Below are 17,372 nucleotides of genomic sequence, written 5' to 3'. Positions count from 1 at the left end.
CCGCCGCGCTCAACGCGTTTATTCGATCTTCTTGCCTTCCAGCAGCCGCTGCACCAGCGGCGCCATGATCAGCTCCATCGCCAGCCCCATCTTGCCGCCCGGCACCACTAACGTATTGATGTGCGAGATAAACGAGCCCTGCAGCATCGCCAGCAAATAGGGGAAGTCAATCTGATCCAGCCCGCGGAAGTGGATCACCACGAAGCTTTCATCCAGTGAGGGAATGGCTTTGGCGGCGAACGGGTTGGAAGTATCCACCGTCGGTACGCGCTGGAAGTTGATGTGGGTGCGCGAGAACTGCGGCGTGATGTAGTTGATGTAGTCTTCCATCGAACGCACCACCGAATCCATCACCGCCTCGCGGGAGTGGCCGCGTTCGCCGGTATCGCGGATCAGCTTCTGTATCCACTCCAGGTTGACGATCGGCACCACGCCGACCAGCAGATCGACGTGGTTGGCCACGTCATGGTGCTCGGTGACCACACCGCCGTGCAGCCCCTCGTAGAACAGCACGTCGGTCGGCGCCGGCAGCGGCTCCCACGGGGTGAAGGTGCCCGGCACCTGATTGTAGGGTACCGCTTCGTCGTAGGTGTGCAGGTACTTGCGCGAACGGCCGGTGCCATTTTTGCCGTACTCGATAAAGCTCTGCTGCAGCAGACCGAAGTCGTTGGCCTCGGGGCCGAAATAGCTGATGTGTCTGCCCAGATCGCGCGCCTTGCGGATCGCCGCGTCCATTTCCGGCCGGGTGTAGCGGTGGAAGCTGTCGCCCTCCAGCTCGGCGGCGCGAATGTTGAGCTGTTGGAAGATTTTGCGGAACGCCACGCTGGTGGTGGTGGTGCCGGCGCCGCTGGAACCGGTCACCGCGATAACGGGATGTTTGGCAGACATGGTGGTTGTCACTCCGTGTTGAATGCGCCGGCGTCAGGGGATTATTGTGGCTCTTGTTGACGCTCTCTATGTCAGGAAAAAATGGCGCGCGCTGGTTTGCAATGTCCCATTGTTACCTGATTTTTTCCGTCAGTCATAGAACCGGGCGCCACTAAATTTCTTCCTGCCCGGCGCGGAACTGACCGCGCGGCATGATGTTGACGCTCTCATGCAGTTCCGACCACACCAGCACCACCTCGCCGTTTTTCAGCTGGCGGCGCACGTCCTCCACCTTCTGCTCCAGCGATCGTTCGTGCTCGCCGTAATCGGTGCCTTCACGCAGCACAAAGGATTCGATCAGGCTGTTCAGGGTGTCGGTTGCCAGTTCTTGCCAGGGAATGATCACGTCGGGATGTCCAGATAAGGGGAAAGCCAGGCCGGAATGCGATGCTCCAGCCACATGTGCGGTTTTTTCAGCGTGCCGCCGACAAAGCCGACGTGGCCGCCGAACTCGGTCAGCTGATATTCGATATTGCGCGGCAGGCCGGCGACGTCGGGGATCACCTCATGGGTCATGAAGGGATCGTCCTTCGCATGGATGATCAGCAGCGGCGTTTGGATCGCCGGCAACAGCGGCAGGGCGCTGCAGCGGCGATAATAATCGGTGGCGTCGCTGAAGCCGTGAATGCGCGAGGTGATGGCGTCGTCGAATTCGCGGATGCGCCGCAACCCGTTCAGCTGTGACAGCTTGAGCGGCAGGGTGTCCGGGTAGTGCAACAGCTTGCGGGTGGCGTTTTGTTTCAGCTGCCCCAACAGGTAGCGCTGATAGACGCGGGAGAAACCTTGCTCCATGCGATAGGCGCAGGGCTCCAGCATCAGCGGCGCCGAGACCACCACCGCCGCCTGCAGCAGGCTGTCGGCGCCTTGCTGCGCCAGATAACAGGCCAGCATGTTGCCGCCGAGCGAAACGCCTACTGCCGCGGTTGGCACCTCGCCGTAGCGGTCGTGCAGCCAGCGCAGGAAGAAACGCGCGTCTTCGGTTTCGCCGGAGTGGTAGATGCGCTGTTTGCGGTTGGGCACGCCGCTGCAGCCGCGAAAGTGCATCACCACCCCGAGCCAGCCACGTTCGCGCCAGGCGTTGAGCAGGCCATGCGCGTAGGGGCTGTAGAAGCTGCCCTCCAGACCGTGGAACAGCACCGCGCGCGGTTTGTCGCGCGCCTGCGCCGGATCCTCGCTCCAGGCGAGATCGACGAAATCGCCGTCGGGCAATTCCAGCCGTTGCCAATGCGGTTTCAATAACACGCGGCGGCGCACCAGCCGCGGCAACAGCGTTTGCAGGTGCGGGTTACTGGCCCCGGTCAGGGGGCGAAAGACGTCATGCATAGGCGGAGTAAAAATGTTGTTGGCGACTATTGTGAGATCCCAGGCGCACTGTTAGCTTCAATACCAATAACTGACAATGATACTGCAAAAAAGCGCCTTGGGTGAGGAGCACCCGTGCCATGGAACCGAGTTTATTCCTTTCGATGCTGGGCTTCCTGTGGGTCGCCGCCATCACGCCTGGCCCCAATAACCTGCTGCTGACCACCTCCGGCGCTCATTTCGGCTTTATGCGTTCGCTGTGGCTGATGATCGGCATCATGCTCGGCATGCAAAGCATTTTGCTGCTGGTGGCCTTCGGCGTCGGCAGCCTGATCCTGGTTTACCCGTCGCTGCACCTGATCCTGAAAATCCTCGGCAGTTTGTACCTGCTGTGGCTGGCGTGGAAAGTCGCCACCGCCGCCTATGAAAAGCTGGAAACCGACGTGGCGCCGCCGCAGCCGGTGCGGCTGTATCAGGGCTGGCTGTTGCAGTTCCTCAACCCGAAAGCCTGGCTGATGGCGCTGGGCGCGGTGGCGAGCTTCAGTCTGGCGGGCGATAAGTACAACGGTTCCATTGCGGCGATCGCGCTGGGCATTTTGGCGGTCAACATCGTCGCCGGCGTTATCTGGCTGGCGTTCGGCACGGTGATCGGCCGCCTGCTGCGCAGCAAAAAGGCCTGGATTATCTTCAACGTTTCCATGGGGCTGCTGACTGCAGCCTGTGTATTACTGATTTGGCATTAAGGAGCGGAACGATGGCGGAAAACTATTATCACGTGGTCGCCTTTACCGGTGAGGGGCTGCGCGGCAACCCGGCCGGGGTCTGCCTGCTGACGCAGCCGCTGCCGACGGAGCGGCTGCAGGCGATCGCCAACGAGATCGGCCTGCCGGAAACCAGCTTTGTCTGGGATGACGGCGACATGACCGCCATTCGCTGGTTTACCCCGGAGCGTGAGGTCGATCTTTGCGGCCACGGCACGCTGGCGGCGGCGCATGTGATGTTCAGCGCGGTTAACCCGGCGCTGAAGGATATTCGCTTCAGATCGGCCAGCGGCGAGCTGTTCGTCAAGCGCGATGAGCGGGACGGGGAGCGGCTGGTGCTTGATTTCCCCGCCAGGCCGCCGCAGAAAGTCGCCGAACCGGCGGGCCTCGCGGCGCTGCTGGGCGTGCAGCCGCAGGAAGTGTGGCAGGCGAAAGCGCTGCTGGCGGTGGTGGAAAATGAGGCGCAGGTGCGCGCGCTGCGCCCGGACATCCCGGCGCTGATCGCATTGGCCGGCCGCGCGGTGATCGTCACCGCGCCGGGTGACACCGTGGACTTCGTTTCGCGCTATTTCACGCTCGACGGCGGCGAGGATCCGGTGACCGGTTCCGCGCATTGTACGTTGATGCCTTACTGGACGGCGCGTCTCGGCCGCCATCGGCTGCACGCCCGGCAGATTTCGGCGCGCGGCGGCGAGCTGTTCTGCGAACTGCAAGGGGACCGCACGTTGCTCGGCGGCTACGCTCACGTGTTCTTGCGCGGGACGATCGTGCTGTGATTCGCTTTAATATTACCTAAGGTAATAAAGAAGACTTTTTTATTCTTTTATCGCCCGTCATCGCTCAGATAAAACTGTCAGCAACTGAACAGATTTTTATCAACGGAGCGGAACATGGCGGGCAAACTCTTTTCTTTACGCAACGCGGCGCTGCTGGCGCTGTCGCTCAGCGCGGCCAGCGCCTATGCGGTGGACGTCACCGTGGCGTACCAGACGTCGGCGGAGCCGGCCAAGGTGGCGCAGGCGGAAAACAGCTTCGCCAAACAGTCCGGTGCGACCGTCGACTGGCGTAAGTTCGACAGCGGCTCCAGCGTGTTGCGCGCGCTGGCCTCCGGCGACGTGCAGATCGGCAATATCGGCTCCAGCCCGCTGGCGGTGGCCGCCAGCCAAAAACTCCCCATCGAAGTGTTCCTCATCGCCTCGCAGCTCGGCAGTTCCGAAGCGCTGGTGGTGAAGAATGACATCAAAAGCCCGCAGGATCTGATCGGCAAGCGCATCGCGGTGCCGTTTATTTCTACGACTCATTACAGCCTGCTGGCCTCGCTCAAACATTGGGGCATCAAGCCTGAACAGGTGAAGATCCTCAATCTGCAGCCGCCGGCCATCGCCGCCGCCTGGCAGCGCGGCGACATCGACGGCGCCTACGTCTGGGCGCCGGTGGTCAACGAACTGGCCAAACAGGGCAAGGTGTTGACCGACTCCGCGCAGGTGGGCGAATGGGGTTCGCCAACCCTGGACGTGTGGGTGGTGCGCAAAGACTTCGCCGAGAAACATCCCGACGTGGTGACCGCCTTTGCCGCCAGCGCCCTGCAGGCGCAGAAGGCCTACCTGGCAGCGCCGGAACAGTGGCTGAAAGATCCGAGCCATCTCAGCACCTTGGCGCGCTTGAGCGGCGTGCCGGAAGCGCAGGTGCCGGAGCTGGTGAAGGGGAACCGTTATCTGCCGGTGGCGGATCAGGTCGCCCAACTCGGCCAGCCGGTGGACAAGGCGATCCGCGATACCGCCGAATTCCTCAAGCAGCAGGGCAAGATCCCGCAGGTCGACAGCGATTACAGCGCTTATGTGACCGACCGTTTTGTGAAACAGGTGCAGGCTGCGCCGCAGTCGTAAGGAAGCAGGATGCTAAACGTCAGCCATCTTTCAGCAGAGTATCAGGGGCGGCCCGCGCTGCGTGACGTGTCGTTCCAGATCGCCGCCGGGCAACTGGTGGTGGTGCTCGGCCCGTCGGGCTGCGGCAAAACCACGCTGCTGAATTTAATCGCCGGGTTTATCGAGCCTTCAGCTGGCAGCATCACGCTGGATGGAACGTCCGTTCATGGCCCAAGCGCCGAACGGGGCGTGGTGTTCCAGCATGAGGGTTTACTGCCGTGGCGTAACGTGCTGGACAACGTCGAGTTCGGCCTGCAGCTGGCCGGCGTCGGCAAGGCGCAGCGCCGCCAGGTGGCGGAGCAGATGTTGCAGCGCGTCGGTCTGGCCGGTTACGAGCGGCATTTCATCTGGCAGCTTTCCGGCGGCATGCGCCAACGCGTCGGCATCGCCCGCGCCCTGGCCGCCGATCCGCGTCTGCTGTTGCTGGATGAACCGTTCGGCGCGCTGGACGCGTTCACTCGCGAGCAGATGCAAGAGCTGCTGCTGACCATCTGGCGCGATACCGGCAAGCAGGTGCTGCTGATCACTCACGATATTGAAGAGGCGGTGTTCCTCGCCAGCGAGCTGTTGCTGCTGTCGCCGGGGCCGGGGCAGGTGGTGGAGCGGCTGTCGCTGAACTTCGGCCAACGCTATGCCGACGGCGAAGCCTGCCGCTCAATTAAGTCCGATCCTGAATTTATCGCGCAGCGCGAATACGTGCTGGGCAAAGTTTTCCAACAGCGCGAGGCCTTGTTATGAGCCTGCATTCCACGTTAAAGGCCGCGGCGCAGCCGCAGGGCAAAGCGACGCGCCGTTTCAGCGTGCCGCGCAACGTTTGGCTGAGCGGCGCCACGCTGTTGACGGTGTTGATCGTCTGGTGGGGCGTGACGGCGCTGCAGCTGATCAGCCCGCTGTTCCTGCCGGCGCCGCAGCAGGTATTGCATCAGCTGATCACCATCGCCAGCCCGCAAGGCTTTATGGACGCCACGCTGTGGCAGCATCTGGCGGCCAGCCTGGGGCGCATTTTGGTGGCGCTGCTGGCGGCGGTGATCGTCGGCATTCCGGTGGGCATCGCCATGGGGCTGAACGACACGGTGCGCGGCATCCTCGATCCGCTGATTGAGATCTATCGTCCGGTGCCGCCGTTGGCGTATTTGCCGCTGATGGTGATTTGGTTCGGCATCGGCGAAACCTCGAAGATCTTGCTGATTTATCTGGCGATTTTCGCGCCGGTGACGCTGTCCGCCGTGGCGGGCGTGCGCAGCGTGGCGCAGGTACGGGTGCGCGCCGCCCGCGCGTTGGGCGCCACGCGTTGGCAGGTGCTGCGTTTCGTGGTGCTGCCGAGCGCGCTGCCGGAGATCCTGACCGGCATTCGCATCGGGCTGGGCGTCGGCTGGTCGACGCTGGTAGCCGCCGAACTGATCGCCGCCACGCGCGGCCTGGGATTTATGGTGCAATCCGCCGGTGAGTTTCTGGCGACCGACGTGGTGCTGGCCGGCATCGGCGTGATTGCGGTGATTGCATTTGGGTTGGAGCTGGGGCTGCGCGCCCTGCAGCGCCGATTGACCCCGTGGCATGGAGTACAGCAATGAACGAACGTCTGAATATCACCCCGCTGGGGCCTTACATCGGGGCGCTGGTGGAAAACGTCGAGTTGGCCCGGCCGCTGGGCGACGGCCAGTTTGAACAGCTTTATCATGCGCTGCTCAAGCATCAGGTGCTGTTCTTCCGCAACCAGCCGATCACGCCGCTGCAGCAGCGCGATCTGGCCGGCCGCTTCGGCGATCTGCACATCCATCCGGTCTATCCGCACGCCACCGACGTGGAAGAGATCATCGTGCTCGATACCCACGACGACAACCCGCCGGACAACGACAACTGGCACACCGACGTGACCTTTATCGAGAACCCGCCGCTGGGGGCGATCCTGGCGGCCAAGACGCTGCCTGCCACCGGCGGCGATACGCTGTGGGCCAGCGGCATCGCCGCCTATGAGGCGCTGTCGGCACCGTTCAGAACGCTGCTCGCGGGGCTGCGCGCGGAACATGACTTCACCAAGTCGTTCCCGGAGCACAAGCATCGCGGCAGTGAAGAAGAGCATCAGCGCTGGCAACTGGCGGTGCAGAAAAACCCGCCGCTGTTGCATCCGGTGGTGCGTACCCATCCGGTCAGCGGCCGGCAGGCGCTGTTCGTCAATGAAGGGTTCACCACGCGGATCGTCGATCTGGCGCCGAAGGAGAGCGACGCTTTACTGAATTTCCTGTTTGCTCACATCACCAAACCGGAGTTTCAGGTGCGCTGGCGTTGGCAGGAGAATGACGTGGCGATCTGGGATAACCGCGTGACGCAGCACTACGCCAACGCGGATTATCTGCCGCAGCGGCGCATCATGCACCGCGCGACCATTCTGGGGGACAAGCCCTTTTACAAGGCGTAAAAACGGTTAGGCGTCGAACGCCTGCGTTAACTGCTCCAGCTGTTCCTGCGCATCCAGCCAGGTCATTTCCGTCTCTTCCAGCGCGGATTTGACCTGGCTCTGCTTTTGCAGGCAGTCGGTCAACTCGGCCTTGCGGCTGATGTCGTACAGTGCGGAATCCGCCAACTGCTCTTCCACCGCCGCCAGTTCGGCGCCCAGTTTTTCCATCTGCTGTTCCAGTTTGGCGATCTGCTTGCGCAGCGGTTGGGTTTGCGTACGGAACTCCGCCTCGCGGCGTTTTTGATCCTTGCGCGCCTGTGCGCTGTTGCTGCCGCTCTCTTTTTCCGGCGCGTCCTGTTGGCTTTCCTGGCGCTGCAGATCGATCAGCCACTGCTGGTAATCGTCGAGATCGCCTTCGAAAGGCTCGACCTGGCCATCGTGCACCAGGTACAGATCGTCGGTGGTGGAGCGCAGCAGGTGACGGTCGTGCGAGACCACCACCAATGCGCCTTCGAAATCGATCAGCGCCTCGGTCAGCGCCTGGCGCATGTCGAGATCCAGGTGGTTGGTCGGCTCATCGAGCAGCAGCAGGTTCGGGCGCTGCCAGACGATCAGCGCCAGCACCAGCCGCGCCTTCTCGCCGCCGGAGAAGCGTTCGGTGATTTCACTGACCTTGTCGCCCTGGAAGCCGAAACCGCCCAGATAATCGCGCAGCTGTTGCTCCAGCACCCGTGGCGCGATGCGGCTCAGGTGCTGCAGCGGCGATTCGTCGGCGCGCAGGAATTCCAGCTGGTGCTGAGCGAAGTAACCCAGCTTGATGCCTTTCGCCAGGCCGATCTCGCCGCTCAGCGGCTCCAGGGTGCCGGCCAGCAGTTTGATCAGCGTCGATTTACCGGCGCCGTTGCGGCCGAGCAGGCCAATGCGTGAGCCGGGTACCAGGTTCAGTTTGATGGACTTCAGGATCACCTTGTCGCCGTACCCGGCGCTGACTTTTTCCATGCGCAGCAGCGGGTTCGGCAGGCTTTCCGGCGGGCGGAAGCTGAAGGTGAACGGGTTGTCGACGTGCGCCGGGGCGATCAGCTCCATGCGTTCCAGCATCTTGATGCGGCTCTGCGCCTGCTTGGCCTTGGTCGCCTGCGCGCGGAAACGGTCGATATAGCTTTGCAGGTGCGCCACTTTTTCTTGCTGGTGCTGATACAGCGACTGCTGCTGCGCCAGTTTGGTGGCGCGTTGGCGTTCGAACGACGAGTAGTTGCCGGTGTACTCGTTCATCGTCTGCTGTTCGATATGCAGGATCTTGTCGACGATCGGATCGAGGAAGTCGCGGTCGTGCGAGATAAGCACCAGCGTGCCGGGATAGCTTTTCAGCCAGCGCTCCAGCCAGATCACCGCATCGAGATCCAGGTGGTTGGTCGGTTCGTCGAGCAGCAGCAGATCGGAACGGCACACCAACGCCTGCGCCAGGTTAAGACGCATGCGCCAGCCGCCGGAAAAGTCGCGCACCGGGCTTTGCAGTTGTTCGTTGGAGAAGCCGAGACCGTGCAGCAGGCTGGCGGCGCGGGAACGAATGGTCCAGGCGTCGATGGCGTCCAGCTTGCCGTGCAGGGTGGCGATGGCGTGGCCGTCGTTGCGGTCGTTGGCGGCCTGCAGTTCGGCTTCGAGCTGGCGAAACTCGCGGTCGCCGTCGATAACATACTCGATCGCCGGCACGTCCAGCGCCGGCGTCTCCTGGTTGACCCAGGCCAGCGCCCAGTTGCCGGGGAAGGTGAAGCTGCCGCCATCCGCCGCGATCTCGCCCTTCAGCAGCGACAACAGCGTGGATTTGCCGCAGCCGTTTTTGCCGACCAGGCCGACCTTCTGACCTGGATTAACCGTCGCCGTGGCGTTGTCCAGCAGGACGCGGATGCCGCGTCGGATTTGTAGCGAGGAGAATACAATCATAAAGCGCCGTATGTTCAGAGTATGTTAAATTATCATTAAGGTAACAGAACGCGCACCGCGCGCTGTTTTTGTCTTTGCGATGCATGGTAACGGAAAACCGCTACCCTGACGACGCTTTGGAGGGGAATGATGTCGCAGCCGCCCAAGGTCTTGCTGCTGTATGCCCATCCGGAATCCCATGACTCGGTGGCGAACCGGGTTTTGCTTCGACCGGCGCAGCAATTGGAACATGTCACCGTGCACGATCTCTACGCGCACTACCCTGATTTTTTTATCGATATTCATCACGAACAACAGCTGCTGCGTGAGCATCAGGTCATCGTGTTTCAGCACCCGCTGTATACCTACAGCTGCCCGGCGCTGCTGAAGGAATGGCTGGATCGCGTGCTGGCGCGCGGCTTCGCCAGCGGCGTGGGCGGCAATGCGCTGGCGGGCAAATACTGGCGTTCGGTGATCACCACCGGCGAGCCGGAAGGCGCCTACCGCACCGGCGGTTATAACCATTATCCGATGGAAGATATCCTGCGGCCGTTCGAGTTGACCGCCGGGATGTGCCATATGCACTGGTTGACGCCGTTCGTGGTCTATTGGGCGCGGCGGCAAAAGCCGGAGGTGCTGCGCAGCCACGCAGACGCCTACGGGGAGTGGCTGAGCCACCCGCTGCCGCACGGGGGGCGGTGATCATGGAAGGATCGACCTTACTGACCGCCATTTTACTGTTCCTGTTTGCCGCGGTGGTGACGGTGCCGATCGCCCGTCGCCTGGGGATCGGCGCGGTGCTGGGTTATCTGATCGCCGGCATCGCCATCGGCCCGTGGGGATTGGGTTTTATTCGCGACGTTGACGAGATCCTGCACTTCTCCGAGCTGGGCGTGGTGTTCCTGATGTTCATCATCGGCCTGGAGCTGAACCCCAGCAAGCTGTGGGAGCTGCGGCGCTCGATTTTCGGCGCCGGCGCCGGCCAGGTGCTGATCACCGCGGCGGTGCTGGGCGCATTGCTGTACCTGACGCACTTCGCCTGGCAGGCGGCGGTGATCGGCGGCGTTGGCCTGGCGATGTCTTCCACCGCCATGGCGCTGCAGCTGATGCGCGAAAAGGGCATGAACCGCAACGAAGGCGGGCAGCTGGGTTTCTCGGTGCTGCTGTTCCAGGATATGGCGGTGATCCCGGCGCTGGCGTTGATCCCCATTCTGGCCGGCGCCGGCGGCACCAGCGACGACTGGGCGAAGATCGCGCTCAAGGTGGCGGCGTTCGGCGGCATGCTGATCGGCGGCCGCTTCCTGCTGCGGCCGCTGTTCCGCTATATCGCCGCTTCCGGCGTGCGCGAGATCTTTACCGCCGCGGCGCTGCTGCTGGTACTCGGCTCGGCGCTGTTTATGGAGACGCTCGGCCTGTCGATGGCGCTCGGCACCTTCATCGCCGGCGTGCTGCTGGCGGAGAGCGAATACCGCCACGAACTGGAGATCTCCATCGAGCCGTTTAAAGGGCTGCTGCTGGGGCTGTTCTTTATCTCGGTGGGTATGGTGTTGAATATCGGCGTGCTCTACACCCATCTGGCCGAGGTGTTGATCGGCGTGTTGGCGTTGGTGGCGGTGAAATCCGGCGTGCTCTACGGCGTGTCGCGCCTGTTCGGCCTGCGCAGTTCGGTTCGCCTGCAGTTCGCCGGCGTGCTCAGCCAGGGCGGTGAGTTCGCCTTCGTGCTGTTTTCGGCGGCGGGCGCCCAAAAGGTGCTGCAGCCGGATCAACTCTCTTTGCTGCTGGTGGTGGTGACGCTGTCGATGATGACCACGCCGCTGTTGATGCAGGCCATCGATCGCATTTTGGCGCGCCGCTATAACGCCAAAGACGAAGACGAGGAGACGCCGTACGTGGAAGATGACGATCCGCAGGTGATCATCGTCGGCTTCGGACGTTTTGGCCAGGTGATCGGCCGCCTGCTGATGGCCAACAAAATGCGCATTACCGTACTGGAACGCGACGTCAGCGCCGTCGGCGTGCTGCGTCGCTACGGTTACAAGGTCTATTACGGCGACGCCACCGAGCTGGAGCTGCTGCGCGCGGCAGGCGCAGAGAAGGCCAAGTCGATCGTGATCACCAGCAATGAGCCGGAAGACACCATGGCGATCGTGCGGCTGTGCCAGCAGCACTTCCCGAACCTGAGCATCCTGGCGCGCGCGCGCGGCCGCGTGGAGGCGCATGAGCTGCTGCAGGCGGGCGTAAAACAGTTCAGCCGCGAGACCTTCTCCAGCGCGCTGGAACTGGGGCGCAAGGCGCTGATGGAATTGGGCATGCACCCGCATCAGGCCTTTCGCGCCCAGCAGCATTTCCGTCGTCTGGATATGCGCATGCTGCGTGAGCTGATGCCGCCGCATCAGGGCGACGTGGCGCAAATTTCTCGCGTGAAAGAGGCGCGGCGCGAGCTGGAAGAGCTCTTCCATCGCGAAATGCAAAAAGAAAGTCGCCAGTTTGACGGCTGGGATGAATACGAATAAGCGGGAGCATAACGATGTCTGCAACACGTAAGAGATTTATCGCCGGAGCGGTGTGCCCGAGCTGTAGCGCCATGGATACGCTGGCGGTATGGCGGGAGGATCAGGTGGAAGTGGTGGAGTGCGTCAAGTGCGGCCATCACCAGCGCCAGACCGAACAACAGGTGGAAAAACACGTTCGACCGCAAGAGCAGGTGATCGGCATTTTTCAGCCGAAGTAGCGTTTTTTTATCCCGGAGGGTACAGCGAGGCAGATTTCCGTTACAATCTGTCCGGAAAAGGCGCGCATCCCGATAACGGTGCGCGTCCTAGTAGCCAACGGTAGGAGATATCATGAAAGTAGCAAAAGACTTGGTGGTCAGCCTGGCTTACCAAGTACGTACAGAAGACGGTGTTTTGGTTGATGAGTCTCCGGTGAGCGCACCGCTGGACTATCTGCACGGGCATGGTTCTCTGATCGCAGGTCTGGAAAAAGCGCTCGAAGGCCACGACGTTGGCGATCGTTTTGACGTTCACGTCGGCGCGAACGACGCGTACGGCAACTACGACGAAAACCTGGTGCAGCGCGTACCGAAAGACGTCTTCATGGGCGTTGACGAACTGCAGGTCGGCATGCGTTTCCTGGCTGACACCGATCAGGGCCCGGTACCGGTTGAAATCACCGAAGTTGACGGCGACCACGTTGTGGTTGACGGCAACCACATGCTGGCCGGCCAAAACCTGAACTTCAACGTGGAAGTTGTCGCGATCCGCGAAGCGACCGCAGAAGAACTGGCGCACGGTCACGTACACGGCGAGCACGATCATCACCACGAGCACGGTGAAGGCTGCTGCGGCGGTCACGGCCATAGCCACGATCACGACCATGGTCACGACCACGGTAAAGGCGGTTGCGGCAACGGCGGTTGCGGCTGCCACTAAGCAGAACGCAATCCCGAGACGAGAGGGCAGCCATTGGCTGCCCTTTTTTATGCGCGGCGCCCCTCAATAGTGCGGCGGAGGGGTTTCTTCCGATTGCGAGGCGATCATCGAGGTTTGGGTCGAGCGCAGTTTGTCGGTCAACATGCGCAGGTGCTCGCGCATCTTCAGCATTTCCATCTGATGCTGGGTGACGGTCTGGTTGAGCTCTTCGATAGTGAGCTCTTGAAAAGCCTGACGGCTTTCCAGTTCTTCAAGCCGCTGTAGCAGGCTTTGAATGTCGGCGTTGTGCATGAGGCTACCTCTGACGCGATAAAATCCTGATTCGGCGCTATGGTAACAGCTGGCGTCGGGTTTGCCCGCGCTATTTCTTTGGGCGGCGCGCAACGTTGCGATCGGCAGTGTAAAGTGCTGAAAAGCTGCACGCCTGATTCGCCGTTTTTTGCTAACCTCGCCGAATATTCTGCAAGAAAAATCTGATTTATCATGTGAGTAGCACGCAGCGGGAAACTTCTTGGCAAAGCGGGAGTCACACTTTGACTCGATTGGTTACCTGTGCGACTGTTTTGTTTTGTTTCAGGCAGCTATAGTAGCCCGGTTATCTTACCTAATGATTGTTTGGGGCATTGCTTCAGACATTGGAGAAATGGATGAAATCTTTGTTTAAAGTCACGCTTCTGGCAACCACCATGGCTTTTGCTCTGAATGCGACCCAGGTCATGGCAGCCGATGCCGCTAAACCGGCGGCAGACGCGGCAGCAGCGCCAAGCACCGGCAAGTTCAAAAACGACGACGAGCAAGCGGCTTACGCACTGGGCGCCTCTCTTGGCCGTTACATGGACAACTCTCTGAAAGAGCAAGAGAAGCTGGGCATCAAGCTGGACAAAGATCAGCTGATCGCCGGCGTTCAGGACGCTTTCGCTAACAAGAGCAAGCTGAACGACGCCGACATCGAAAAGACCCTGCAGGGCTTTGAAGCGCGCGTGAAGGCTTCCGCTCAGGCGAAGATGGAGCAGGACGCCAAGGACAACGAAACCAAAGGCGCCAAGTATCGCGACAGCTTCGCTAAAGAAAAAGGCGTGAAGAAAACCGAATCCGGCCTGCTGTATCAGGTAGAGAAACCGGGCGCGGGTGAAGCGCCGAAAGACAGCGACACCGTGGTGGTGAACTACAAAGGCACCCTGACCGACGGTACCGAGTTCGATAACTCCTACACCCGCGGTGAGCCGCTGTCATTCCGTCTGGATGGTGTGATCCCTGGCTGGACCGAAGGCCTGAAGCACATCAAGAAAGGCGGCAAAATCAAGCTGGTGATCCCACCGGCGCTGGCCTACGGTAAAACCGGCGTTCCGGGCATCCCGGCTAACTCCACGCTGGTCTTCGACGTCGAGCTGCTGGATGTGAAAGCGGCGCCGAAAGCTGACGCTAAAGCCGAAAAACCGGCCGACGCCAAAGCCGACGCCAAAGCGAAATAATCTCGTCGCTCTGTTTGCCACCGCCGCGGATGCCCTCCGCGGCGGTTTTCATTTCGGCAGCCGCTACCGCTCTCTCCATTGAACGCTTGACGCCTGCCGGGCATCGGGCTTAACGTCAATACCACGCGCAAACGCAAGGACTTTGCTCCGGCCGCTTTGCTAGACTAATAATTCTGACTTATCAGTCATGCGTCTGCCCCTTAGGGCGTGTACCTAAAATTGTTCCCGGCCGCCTCGCCCGCGGATGTCATCGCGCCGTTTTATGCCGCTCTCAGCCAGCCGCGCTGCAGCGCGCCGACGACGGCAGCGATCCGGCCCGAGCGGTTTTAGCTGCGCCCCCTGGCACAGGCGATCTATGAGGGTGGTATCTTCGATGTCGAATTCGCTTTTATCCAGCGAAGCCAGCGAACTTGATTTGCTGAATGAACGTCCGTTTACTCAAACGGATCATGAAATCCTGAAATCCTATGAAGCGGTGGTCGACGGGCTGGCGATGTTGATCGGCGGCCACTGCGAAATCGTATTGCACGCGCTGGAAGACCTGAACAGCTCGGCGGTGCGCATCGCCAACGGGGAACACACGGGGCGCAAAATCGGCTCGCCGATTACCGACTTGGCGCTGCGCATGCTGCACGACATGGCCGGCGACGACAGCAGCGTGTCGAAAGCCTACTTTACCCGCGCCAAGAGCGGCGTATTGATGAAATCGGTGACTATCGCCATTCGCAATCGCGAGCAGCGGGTGATTGGTTTGTTGTGCATCAACATGAACCTCGACGTGCCGTTCTCGCAGATCATGCAAACCTTTATGCCGCCGACAGCGCAGGACGTGCCGTCGTCGGTGAACTTCGCCTCTTCCGTCGACGATCTGGTGGCGCAGACGCTGGAGTTCACCATCGAAGAGGTGAACGCCGACCGCTCGGTGTCCAATAACGCCAAGAATCGACAGGTGGTGCTCAATCTCTATGAGAAAGGCATCTTCGACATCAAGGATGCGATCAACCAGGTGGCGGATCGTCTGAATATCTCCAAACACACCGTCTATCTGTACATTCGCCAGTTTAAAAGCGGCGATCTGGTGGGAAGCGACCGCTGATGCTCGACTATTGTCTGTTGGTTACCGGCCCGGCTTATGGCACGCAGCAGGCCAGCAGCGCCTATCAATTCGCTCAGGCTTTGCTGGCGAAAGGGCACCGTCTTTCCAGCGTCTTTTTCTACCGTGAAGGGGTGTTGAACGCCAACCGGTTAACCGCGCCCGCCAGCGACGAATTCGATCTGGTGCGCGGCTGGACGCAGCTCGCGCAGCAACACGGCGTAGCGCTCAACGTCTGCGTGGCCGCCGCGCTGCGTCGGGGCGTCACCGACGAACAGGAAGCGCAGCAGCAGGGGCTGGCCGGCGCCAACCTGCAGCCCGGTTTTACCCTGAGCGGGCTGGGTTCCCTGGCCGAAGCGTCGCTGAGTTGCGACCGTCTGGTGCAGTTCTGAGGAAATGATGAAACGAGTCGCTTTTGTTTTCACCCACGGGCCGCATGGCGGCGCCGGCGGCAGGGAAGGGCTGGATGCGCTGCTCGCCACGTCGGCGCTCAGTGAGGATTTGGGGGTGTTTTTTATCGGTGATGGCGTGTTGCAGCTGTTGCCGGGCCAGCAACCGGAAAAGATTTTGGCGCGCAATTATATCGCCACTTTCGGCGTACTGCCGCTGTATGACGTGGAGCGGTGTTATCTGTGCCAGGCTTCGCTGCAGGAACGCGGGCTGAGTCAGGTGACCGATTGGGTGCTGGATGCCGAGGTGCTGGCGCCGGACGAACTGCGCCGTGAATTGGCCGGCTACGACGCCGTAATGACGTTTTAGGAACTTCTGATGTTGTATACCCTGAGCAATTCGCCAAACCAATGTGACCTGCCCGCGCTGTTGCGCCTGACCGCGGAGGGCGACGCGCTGCTGCTGCTGCAGGATGGCGTGCTCGCAGGCCTTGTTGGTAGCGCCCATCTTGAATCGCTGCTCGCCGCCCCCATATCCCTTTATGCGCTGCAGGACGACCTGGAAGCCAGGGGGTTGATTGGTCATTTTTCGCACAAAATCACTGTCGTCGGCTATAATCACTTCGTTGAATTAACCGAACAACACCGCAGCCAAATGGCCTGGTGATGACGGTGATGTTGTATATTTCTTGACACCCATACTGGTCAGCCCTAAAATTCTGCGTCCTCGTACTTTGCCAGTAGTGCATACGAGGGGATTTATCACATGTTTACGAAGCTAGTACGAAGCAAAAACCAGGAGCTTTTTTAATGGCAACAATTAACCAGCTGGTTCGCAAACCACGCTCTGTGAAGGCTGCTAAAAGCAACGTTCCAGCGCTGGAAGCCTGCCCGCAGAAACGTGGCGTATGCACCCGCGTATATACCACTACCCCGAAAAAACCAAACTCCGCACTGCGTAAAGTTTGCCGTGTGCGTTTGACCAACGGTTTCGAAGTGACTTCCTACATCGGTGGCGAAGGCCACAACCTGCAGGAACACTCCGTAATCCTGATCCGTGGCGGTCGTGTAAAAGACCTGCCAGGTGTGCGTTACCACACCGTCCGTGGTGCACTTGACTGCTCCGGTGTTAAAGACCGTAAGCAAGCTCGTTCCAAGTACGGCGTGAAGAAGCCAAAGGCTTAATGGTTCTCCGTTAAGTAAGGCCAAACGTTTTAACTTTAATGTCAAAATAAACTCGTAGAGTTTTGGACAATCCTGAATTAACAACGGAGTATTTCCATGCCACGTCGTCGCGTAATCGGCCAACGTAAAATCCTGCCAGATCCTAAGTTCGGATCTGAGCTGCTGGCCAAATTTGTAAATATCCTGATGGTAGACGGTAAAAAATCTACTGCAGAAGCAATCGTCTATACCGCGCTGGAGACCCTGGCTCAGCGTTCTGGTAAAGATCACCTGGAAGCTTTCGAAGTCGCTCTCGACAACGTTCGCCCGACTGTAGAAGTTAAGTCGCGTCGCGTTGGCGGTTCTACTTATCAGGTACCAGTTGAAGTCCGCCCGGTTCGTCGTAATGCTCTGGCAATGCGTTGGATCGTTGATGCTGCACGTAAACGCGGTGATAAATCCATGGCTCTGCGCCTGGCGAACGAGCTGTCTGACGCAGCAGAGAACAAAGGTTCTGCTGTTAAGAAGCGTGAAGACGTTCACCGTATGGCCGAAGCCAACAAGGCGTTCGCCCACTACCGCTGGTAATCATC

General features: G+C 60.5%; 22 protein-coding genes. 17 read left to right on the top strand and 5 right to left on the bottom strand.

All coding sequences use genetic code 11. The features are described from left to right. Window positions 1-18: 18 nt before the first annotated feature. The 3 genes from CPH57_RS19170 to CPH57_RS19160 form a co-directional block, all read right to left on the bottom strand. Window positions 19-888, bottom strand: a complete 870-nt coding sequence (locus CPH57_RS19170; protein WP_042785488.1) for a phosphoribulokinase — start codon at window positions 886-888, stop codon at window positions 19-21. Between the two features lie 151 nt (window positions 889-1,039). Then, window positions 1,040-1,273 (bottom strand): YheU family protein, encoded by a 234-nt coding sequence (locus CPH57_RS19165; RefSeq protein WP_004930376.1) that lies wholly within the window; start codon window positions 1,271-1,273, stop codon window positions 1,040-1,042. After that, the gene (locus CPH57_RS19160; protein WP_096242649.1) at window positions 1,270-2,250 is read right to left on the bottom strand and encodes a hydrolase; all 981 of its coding nucleotides are present in this window, start codon (window positions 2,248-2,250) and stop codon (window positions 1,270-1,272) included. The genes CPH57_RS19165 and CPH57_RS19160 overlap by 4 nt, the downstream gene beginning before the upstream one ends. 119 nt (window positions 2,251-2,369) lie before the next feature. Here CPH57_RS19160 and CPH57_RS19155 point away from each other — a divergent pair, with 119 nt between their 5' ends. From CPH57_RS19155 to tauD, 6 genes are all read left to right on the top strand, one after another. Continuing rightward, entirely contained in the window at window positions 2,370-2,972 is a 603-nt protein-coding gene (locus CPH57_RS19155; RefSeq protein ID WP_033645257.1) for a LysE family translocator, read from the top strand. Between the two features lie 11 nt (window positions 2,973-2,983). Then, window positions 2,984-3,766 (top strand): PhzF family phenazine biosynthesis protein, encoded by a 783-nt coding sequence (locus CPH57_RS19150; RefSeq protein ID WP_096242648.1) that lies wholly within the window; start codon window positions 2,984-2,986, stop codon window positions 3,764-3,766. 114 nt (window positions 3,767-3,880) lie between these two features. After that, window positions 3,881-4,876 carry a taurine ABC transporter substrate-binding protein gene (gene tauA / locus CPH57_RS19145; protein WP_004930383.1) on the top strand — a complete coding sequence of 332 codons (996 nt, stop codon included), beginning with the start codon at window positions 3,881-3,883 and terminating at the stop codon, window positions 4,874-4,876. A 9-nt stretch (window positions 4,877-4,885) separates the two neighbouring features. Further along, a complete protein-coding gene (tauB, locus tag CPH57_RS19140; RefSeq protein ID WP_096242647.1) occupies window positions 4,886-5,653 on the top strand; it encodes a taurine ABC transporter ATP-binding subunit in 768 nt (255 codons plus the stop codon). Beyond that, the gene (tauC, locus tag CPH57_RS19135) at window positions 5,650-6,486 is read left to right on the top strand and encodes a taurine ABC transporter permease TauC (RefSeq protein ID WP_033645254.1); all 837 of its coding nucleotides are present in this window, start codon (window positions 5,650-5,652) and stop codon (window positions 6,484-6,486) included. Before tauB ends, tauC begins: the two co-directional genes overlap by 4 nt. Further along, window positions 6,483-7,331: a taurine dioxygenase gene (gene tauD / locus CPH57_RS19130; RefSeq protein ID WP_033645253.1), complete on the top strand. Its 849-nt coding sequence runs from the start codon at window positions 6,483-6,485 to the stop codon at window positions 7,329-7,331. Before tauC ends, tauD begins: the two co-directional genes overlap by 4 nt. Window positions 7,332-7,337: 6 nt before the next feature. On the opposite strand, the gene CPH57_RS19125 is transcribed toward tauD, so the two are convergent. Further along, window positions 7,338-9,251: an ABC transporter ATP-binding protein gene (locus CPH57_RS19125; protein ID WP_047026483.1), complete on the bottom strand. Its 1,914-nt coding sequence runs from the start codon at window positions 9,249-9,251 to the stop codon at window positions 7,338-7,340. A 129-nt stretch (window positions 9,252-9,380) separates the two neighbouring features. Between CPH57_RS19125 and kefG the strand changes: the two genes are divergently transcribed. The 4 genes from kefG to slyD all read left to right on the top strand — a co-directional run bounded on the left by kefG (window position 9,381) and on the right by slyD (window position 12,661). After that, window positions 9,381-9,932: a glutathione-regulated potassium-efflux system ancillary protein KefG gene (gene kefG / locus CPH57_RS19120; protein WP_028127618.1), complete on the top strand. Its 552-nt coding sequence runs from the start codon at window positions 9,381-9,383 to the stop codon at window positions 9,930-9,932. Window positions 9,933-9,934: 2 nt separating this feature from the next. Next, a complete protein-coding gene (kefB, locus tag CPH57_RS19115) occupies window positions 9,935-11,743 on the top strand; it encodes a glutathione-regulated potassium-efflux system protein KefB (RefSeq protein ID WP_033651722.1) in 1,809 nt (602 codons plus the stop codon). A 14-nt stretch (window positions 11,744-11,757) separates the two neighbouring features. Further along, entirely contained in the window at window positions 11,758-11,961 is a 204-nt protein-coding gene (locus CPH57_RS19110; protein ID WP_015379274.1) for a YheV family putative zinc ribbon protein, read from the top strand. 112 nt (window positions 11,962-12,073) lie between these two features. Continuing rightward, window positions 12,074-12,661 carry a peptidylprolyl isomerase gene (slyD, locus tag CPH57_RS19105; RefSeq protein WP_004930407.1) on the top strand — a complete coding sequence of 196 codons (588 nt, stop codon included), beginning with the start codon at window positions 12,074-12,076 and terminating at the stop codon, window positions 12,659-12,661. A gap of 63 nt (window positions 12,662-12,724) precedes the next feature. Here the strand turns inward: slyD and CPH57_RS19100 are convergent, their stop codons facing one another. After that, window positions 12,725-12,952, bottom strand: a complete 228-nt coding sequence (locus CPH57_RS19100) for a SlyX family protein (protein ID WP_033645250.1) — start codon at window positions 12,950-12,952, stop codon at window positions 12,725-12,727. A gap of 356 nt (window positions 12,953-13,308) precedes the next feature. Here CPH57_RS19100 and fkpA point away from each other — a divergent pair, with 356 nt between their 5' ends. The 7 genes from fkpA (at window position 13,309) to rpsG (ending at window position 17,367) form a co-directional block, all read left to right on the top strand. Beyond that, entirely contained in the window at window positions 13,309-14,133 is an 825-nt protein-coding gene (gene fkpA / locus CPH57_RS19095; RefSeq protein ID WP_033645249.1) for an FKBP-type peptidyl-prolyl cis-trans isomerase, read from the top strand. Between the two features lie 373 nt (window positions 14,134-14,506). Then, the gene (locus tag CPH57_RS19090; RefSeq protein ID WP_033645248.1) at window positions 14,507-15,229 is read left to right on the top strand and encodes a transcriptional regulator; all 723 of its coding nucleotides are present in this window, start codon (window positions 14,507-14,509) and stop codon (window positions 15,227-15,229) included. Next, on the top strand, window positions 15,229-15,618 hold the full coding sequence (gene tusD, locus CPH57_RS19085) for a sulfurtransferase complex subunit TusD (protein ID WP_033645247.1): 390 nt from the start codon (window positions 15,229-15,231) through the stop codon (window positions 15,616-15,618). The genes CPH57_RS19090 and tusD overlap by 1 nt, the downstream gene beginning before the upstream one ends. A 7-nt stretch (window positions 15,619-15,625) precedes the next feature. Then, entirely contained in the window at window positions 15,626-15,985 is a 360-nt protein-coding gene (tusC, locus tag CPH57_RS19080) for a sulfurtransferase complex subunit TusC (RefSeq protein WP_033645384.1), read from the top strand. A gap of 9 nt (window positions 15,986-15,994) precedes the next feature. Then, window positions 15,995-16,282 carry a sulfurtransferase complex subunit TusB gene (tusB, locus tag CPH57_RS19075; RefSeq protein ID WP_046687912.1) on the top strand — a complete coding sequence of 96 codons (288 nt, stop codon included), beginning with the start codon at window positions 15,995-15,997 and terminating at the stop codon, window positions 16,280-16,282. Between the two features lie 143 nt (window positions 16,283-16,425). Continuing rightward, window positions 16,426-16,800 (top strand): 30S ribosomal protein S12, encoded by a 375-nt coding sequence (gene rpsL, locus CPH57_RS19070; RefSeq protein ID WP_004930426.1) that lies wholly within the window; start codon window positions 16,426-16,428, stop codon window positions 16,798-16,800. Between the two features lie 96 nt (window positions 16,801-16,896). Continuing rightward, window positions 16,897-17,367, top strand: a complete 471-nt coding sequence (gene rpsG / locus CPH57_RS19065) for a 30S ribosomal protein S7 (RefSeq protein WP_004956203.1) — start codon at window positions 16,897-16,899, stop codon at window positions 17,365-17,367. Window positions 17,368-17,372 lie beyond the last annotated feature (5 nt).

It is taken from the genome of Serratia sp. JKS000199 (assembly GCF_900215455.1).
Classification (GTDB): domain Bacteria; phylum Pseudomonadota; class Gammaproteobacteria; order Enterobacterales; family Enterobacteriaceae; genus Serratia; species Serratia ureilytica.
The sequence above is the reverse complement of the archived record's forward strand: the minus strand, read 5'-3'. Positions and strand labels throughout refer to the sequence as shown.

Coding starts and splice junctions, on each gene's coding strand:
- CPH57_RS19150 (WP_096242648.1), top strand. CDS start 2,984: ATGGCGGAAAACTATTATCACGTGGTCGCCTTTACCGGTGAGGGGCTG.
- CPH57_RS19110 (WP_015379274.1), top strand. CDS start 11,758: ATGTCTGCAACACGTAAGAGATTTATCGCCGGAGCGGTGTGCCCGAGC.
- tauC (WP_033645254.1), top strand. CDS start 5,650: ATGAGCCTGCATTCCACGTTAAAGGCCGCGGCGCAGCCGCAGGGCAAA.
- tusB (WP_046687912.1), top strand. CDS start 15,995: ATGTTGTATACCCTGAGCAATTCGCCAAACCAATGTGACCTGCCCGCG.
- CPH57_RS19160 (WP_096242649.1), bottom strand. CDS start 2,250: ATGCATGACGTCTTTCGCCCCCTGACCGGGGCCAGTAACCCGCACCTG.
- CPH57_RS19170 (WP_042785488.1), bottom strand. CDS start 888: ATGTCTGCCAAACATCCCGTTATCGCGGTGACCGGTTCCAGCGGCGCC.
- tauB (WP_096242647.1), top strand. CDS start 4,886: ATGCTAAACGTCAGCCATCTTTCAGCAGAGTATCAGGGGCGGCCCGCG.
- CPH57_RS19125 (WP_047026483.1), bottom strand. CDS start 9,251: ATGATTGTATTCTCCTCGCTACAAATCCGACGCGGCATCCGCGTCCTG.
- kefB (WP_033651722.1), top strand. CDS start 9,935: ATGGAAGGATCGACCTTACTGACCGCCATTTTACTGTTCCTGTTTGCC.
- tusD (WP_033645247.1), top strand. CDS start 15,229: ATGCTCGACTATTGTCTGTTGGTTACCGGCCCGGCTTATGGCACGCAG.
- tauD (WP_033645253.1), top strand. CDS start 6,483: ATGAACGAACGTCTGAATATCACCCCGCTGGGGCCTTACATCGGGGCG.
- rpsL (WP_004930426.1), top strand. CDS start 16,426: ATGGCAACAATTAACCAGCTGGTTCGCAAACCACGCTCTGTGAAGGCT.
- CPH57_RS19090 (WP_033645248.1), top strand. CDS start 14,507: ATGTCGAATTCGCTTTTATCCAGCGAAGCCAGCGAACTTGATTTGCTG.
- slyD (WP_004930407.1), top strand. CDS start 12,074: ATGAAAGTAGCAAAAGACTTGGTGGTCAGCCTGGCTTACCAAGTACGT.
- CPH57_RS19100 (WP_033645250.1), bottom strand. CDS start 12,952: ATGCACAACGCCGACATTCAAAGCCTGCTACAGCGGCTTGAAGAACTG.
- rpsG (WP_004956203.1), top strand. CDS start 16,897: ATGCCACGTCGTCGCGTAATCGGCCAACGTAAAATCCTGCCAGATCCT.
- CPH57_RS19155 (WP_033645257.1), top strand. CDS start 2,370: ATGGAACCGAGTTTATTCCTTTCGATGCTGGGCTTCCTGTGGGTCGCC.
- kefG (WP_028127618.1), top strand. CDS start 9,381: ATGTCGCAGCCGCCCAAGGTCTTGCTGCTGTATGCCCATCCGGAATCC.
- tusC (WP_033645384.1), top strand. CDS start 15,626: ATGAAACGAGTCGCTTTTGTTTTCACCCACGGGCCGCATGGCGGCGCC.
- tauA (WP_004930383.1), top strand. CDS start 3,881: ATGGCGGGCAAACTCTTTTCTTTACGCAACGCGGCGCTGCTGGCGCTG.
- fkpA (WP_033645249.1), top strand. CDS start 13,309: ATGAAATCTTTGTTTAAAGTCACGCTTCTGGCAACCACCATGGCTTTT.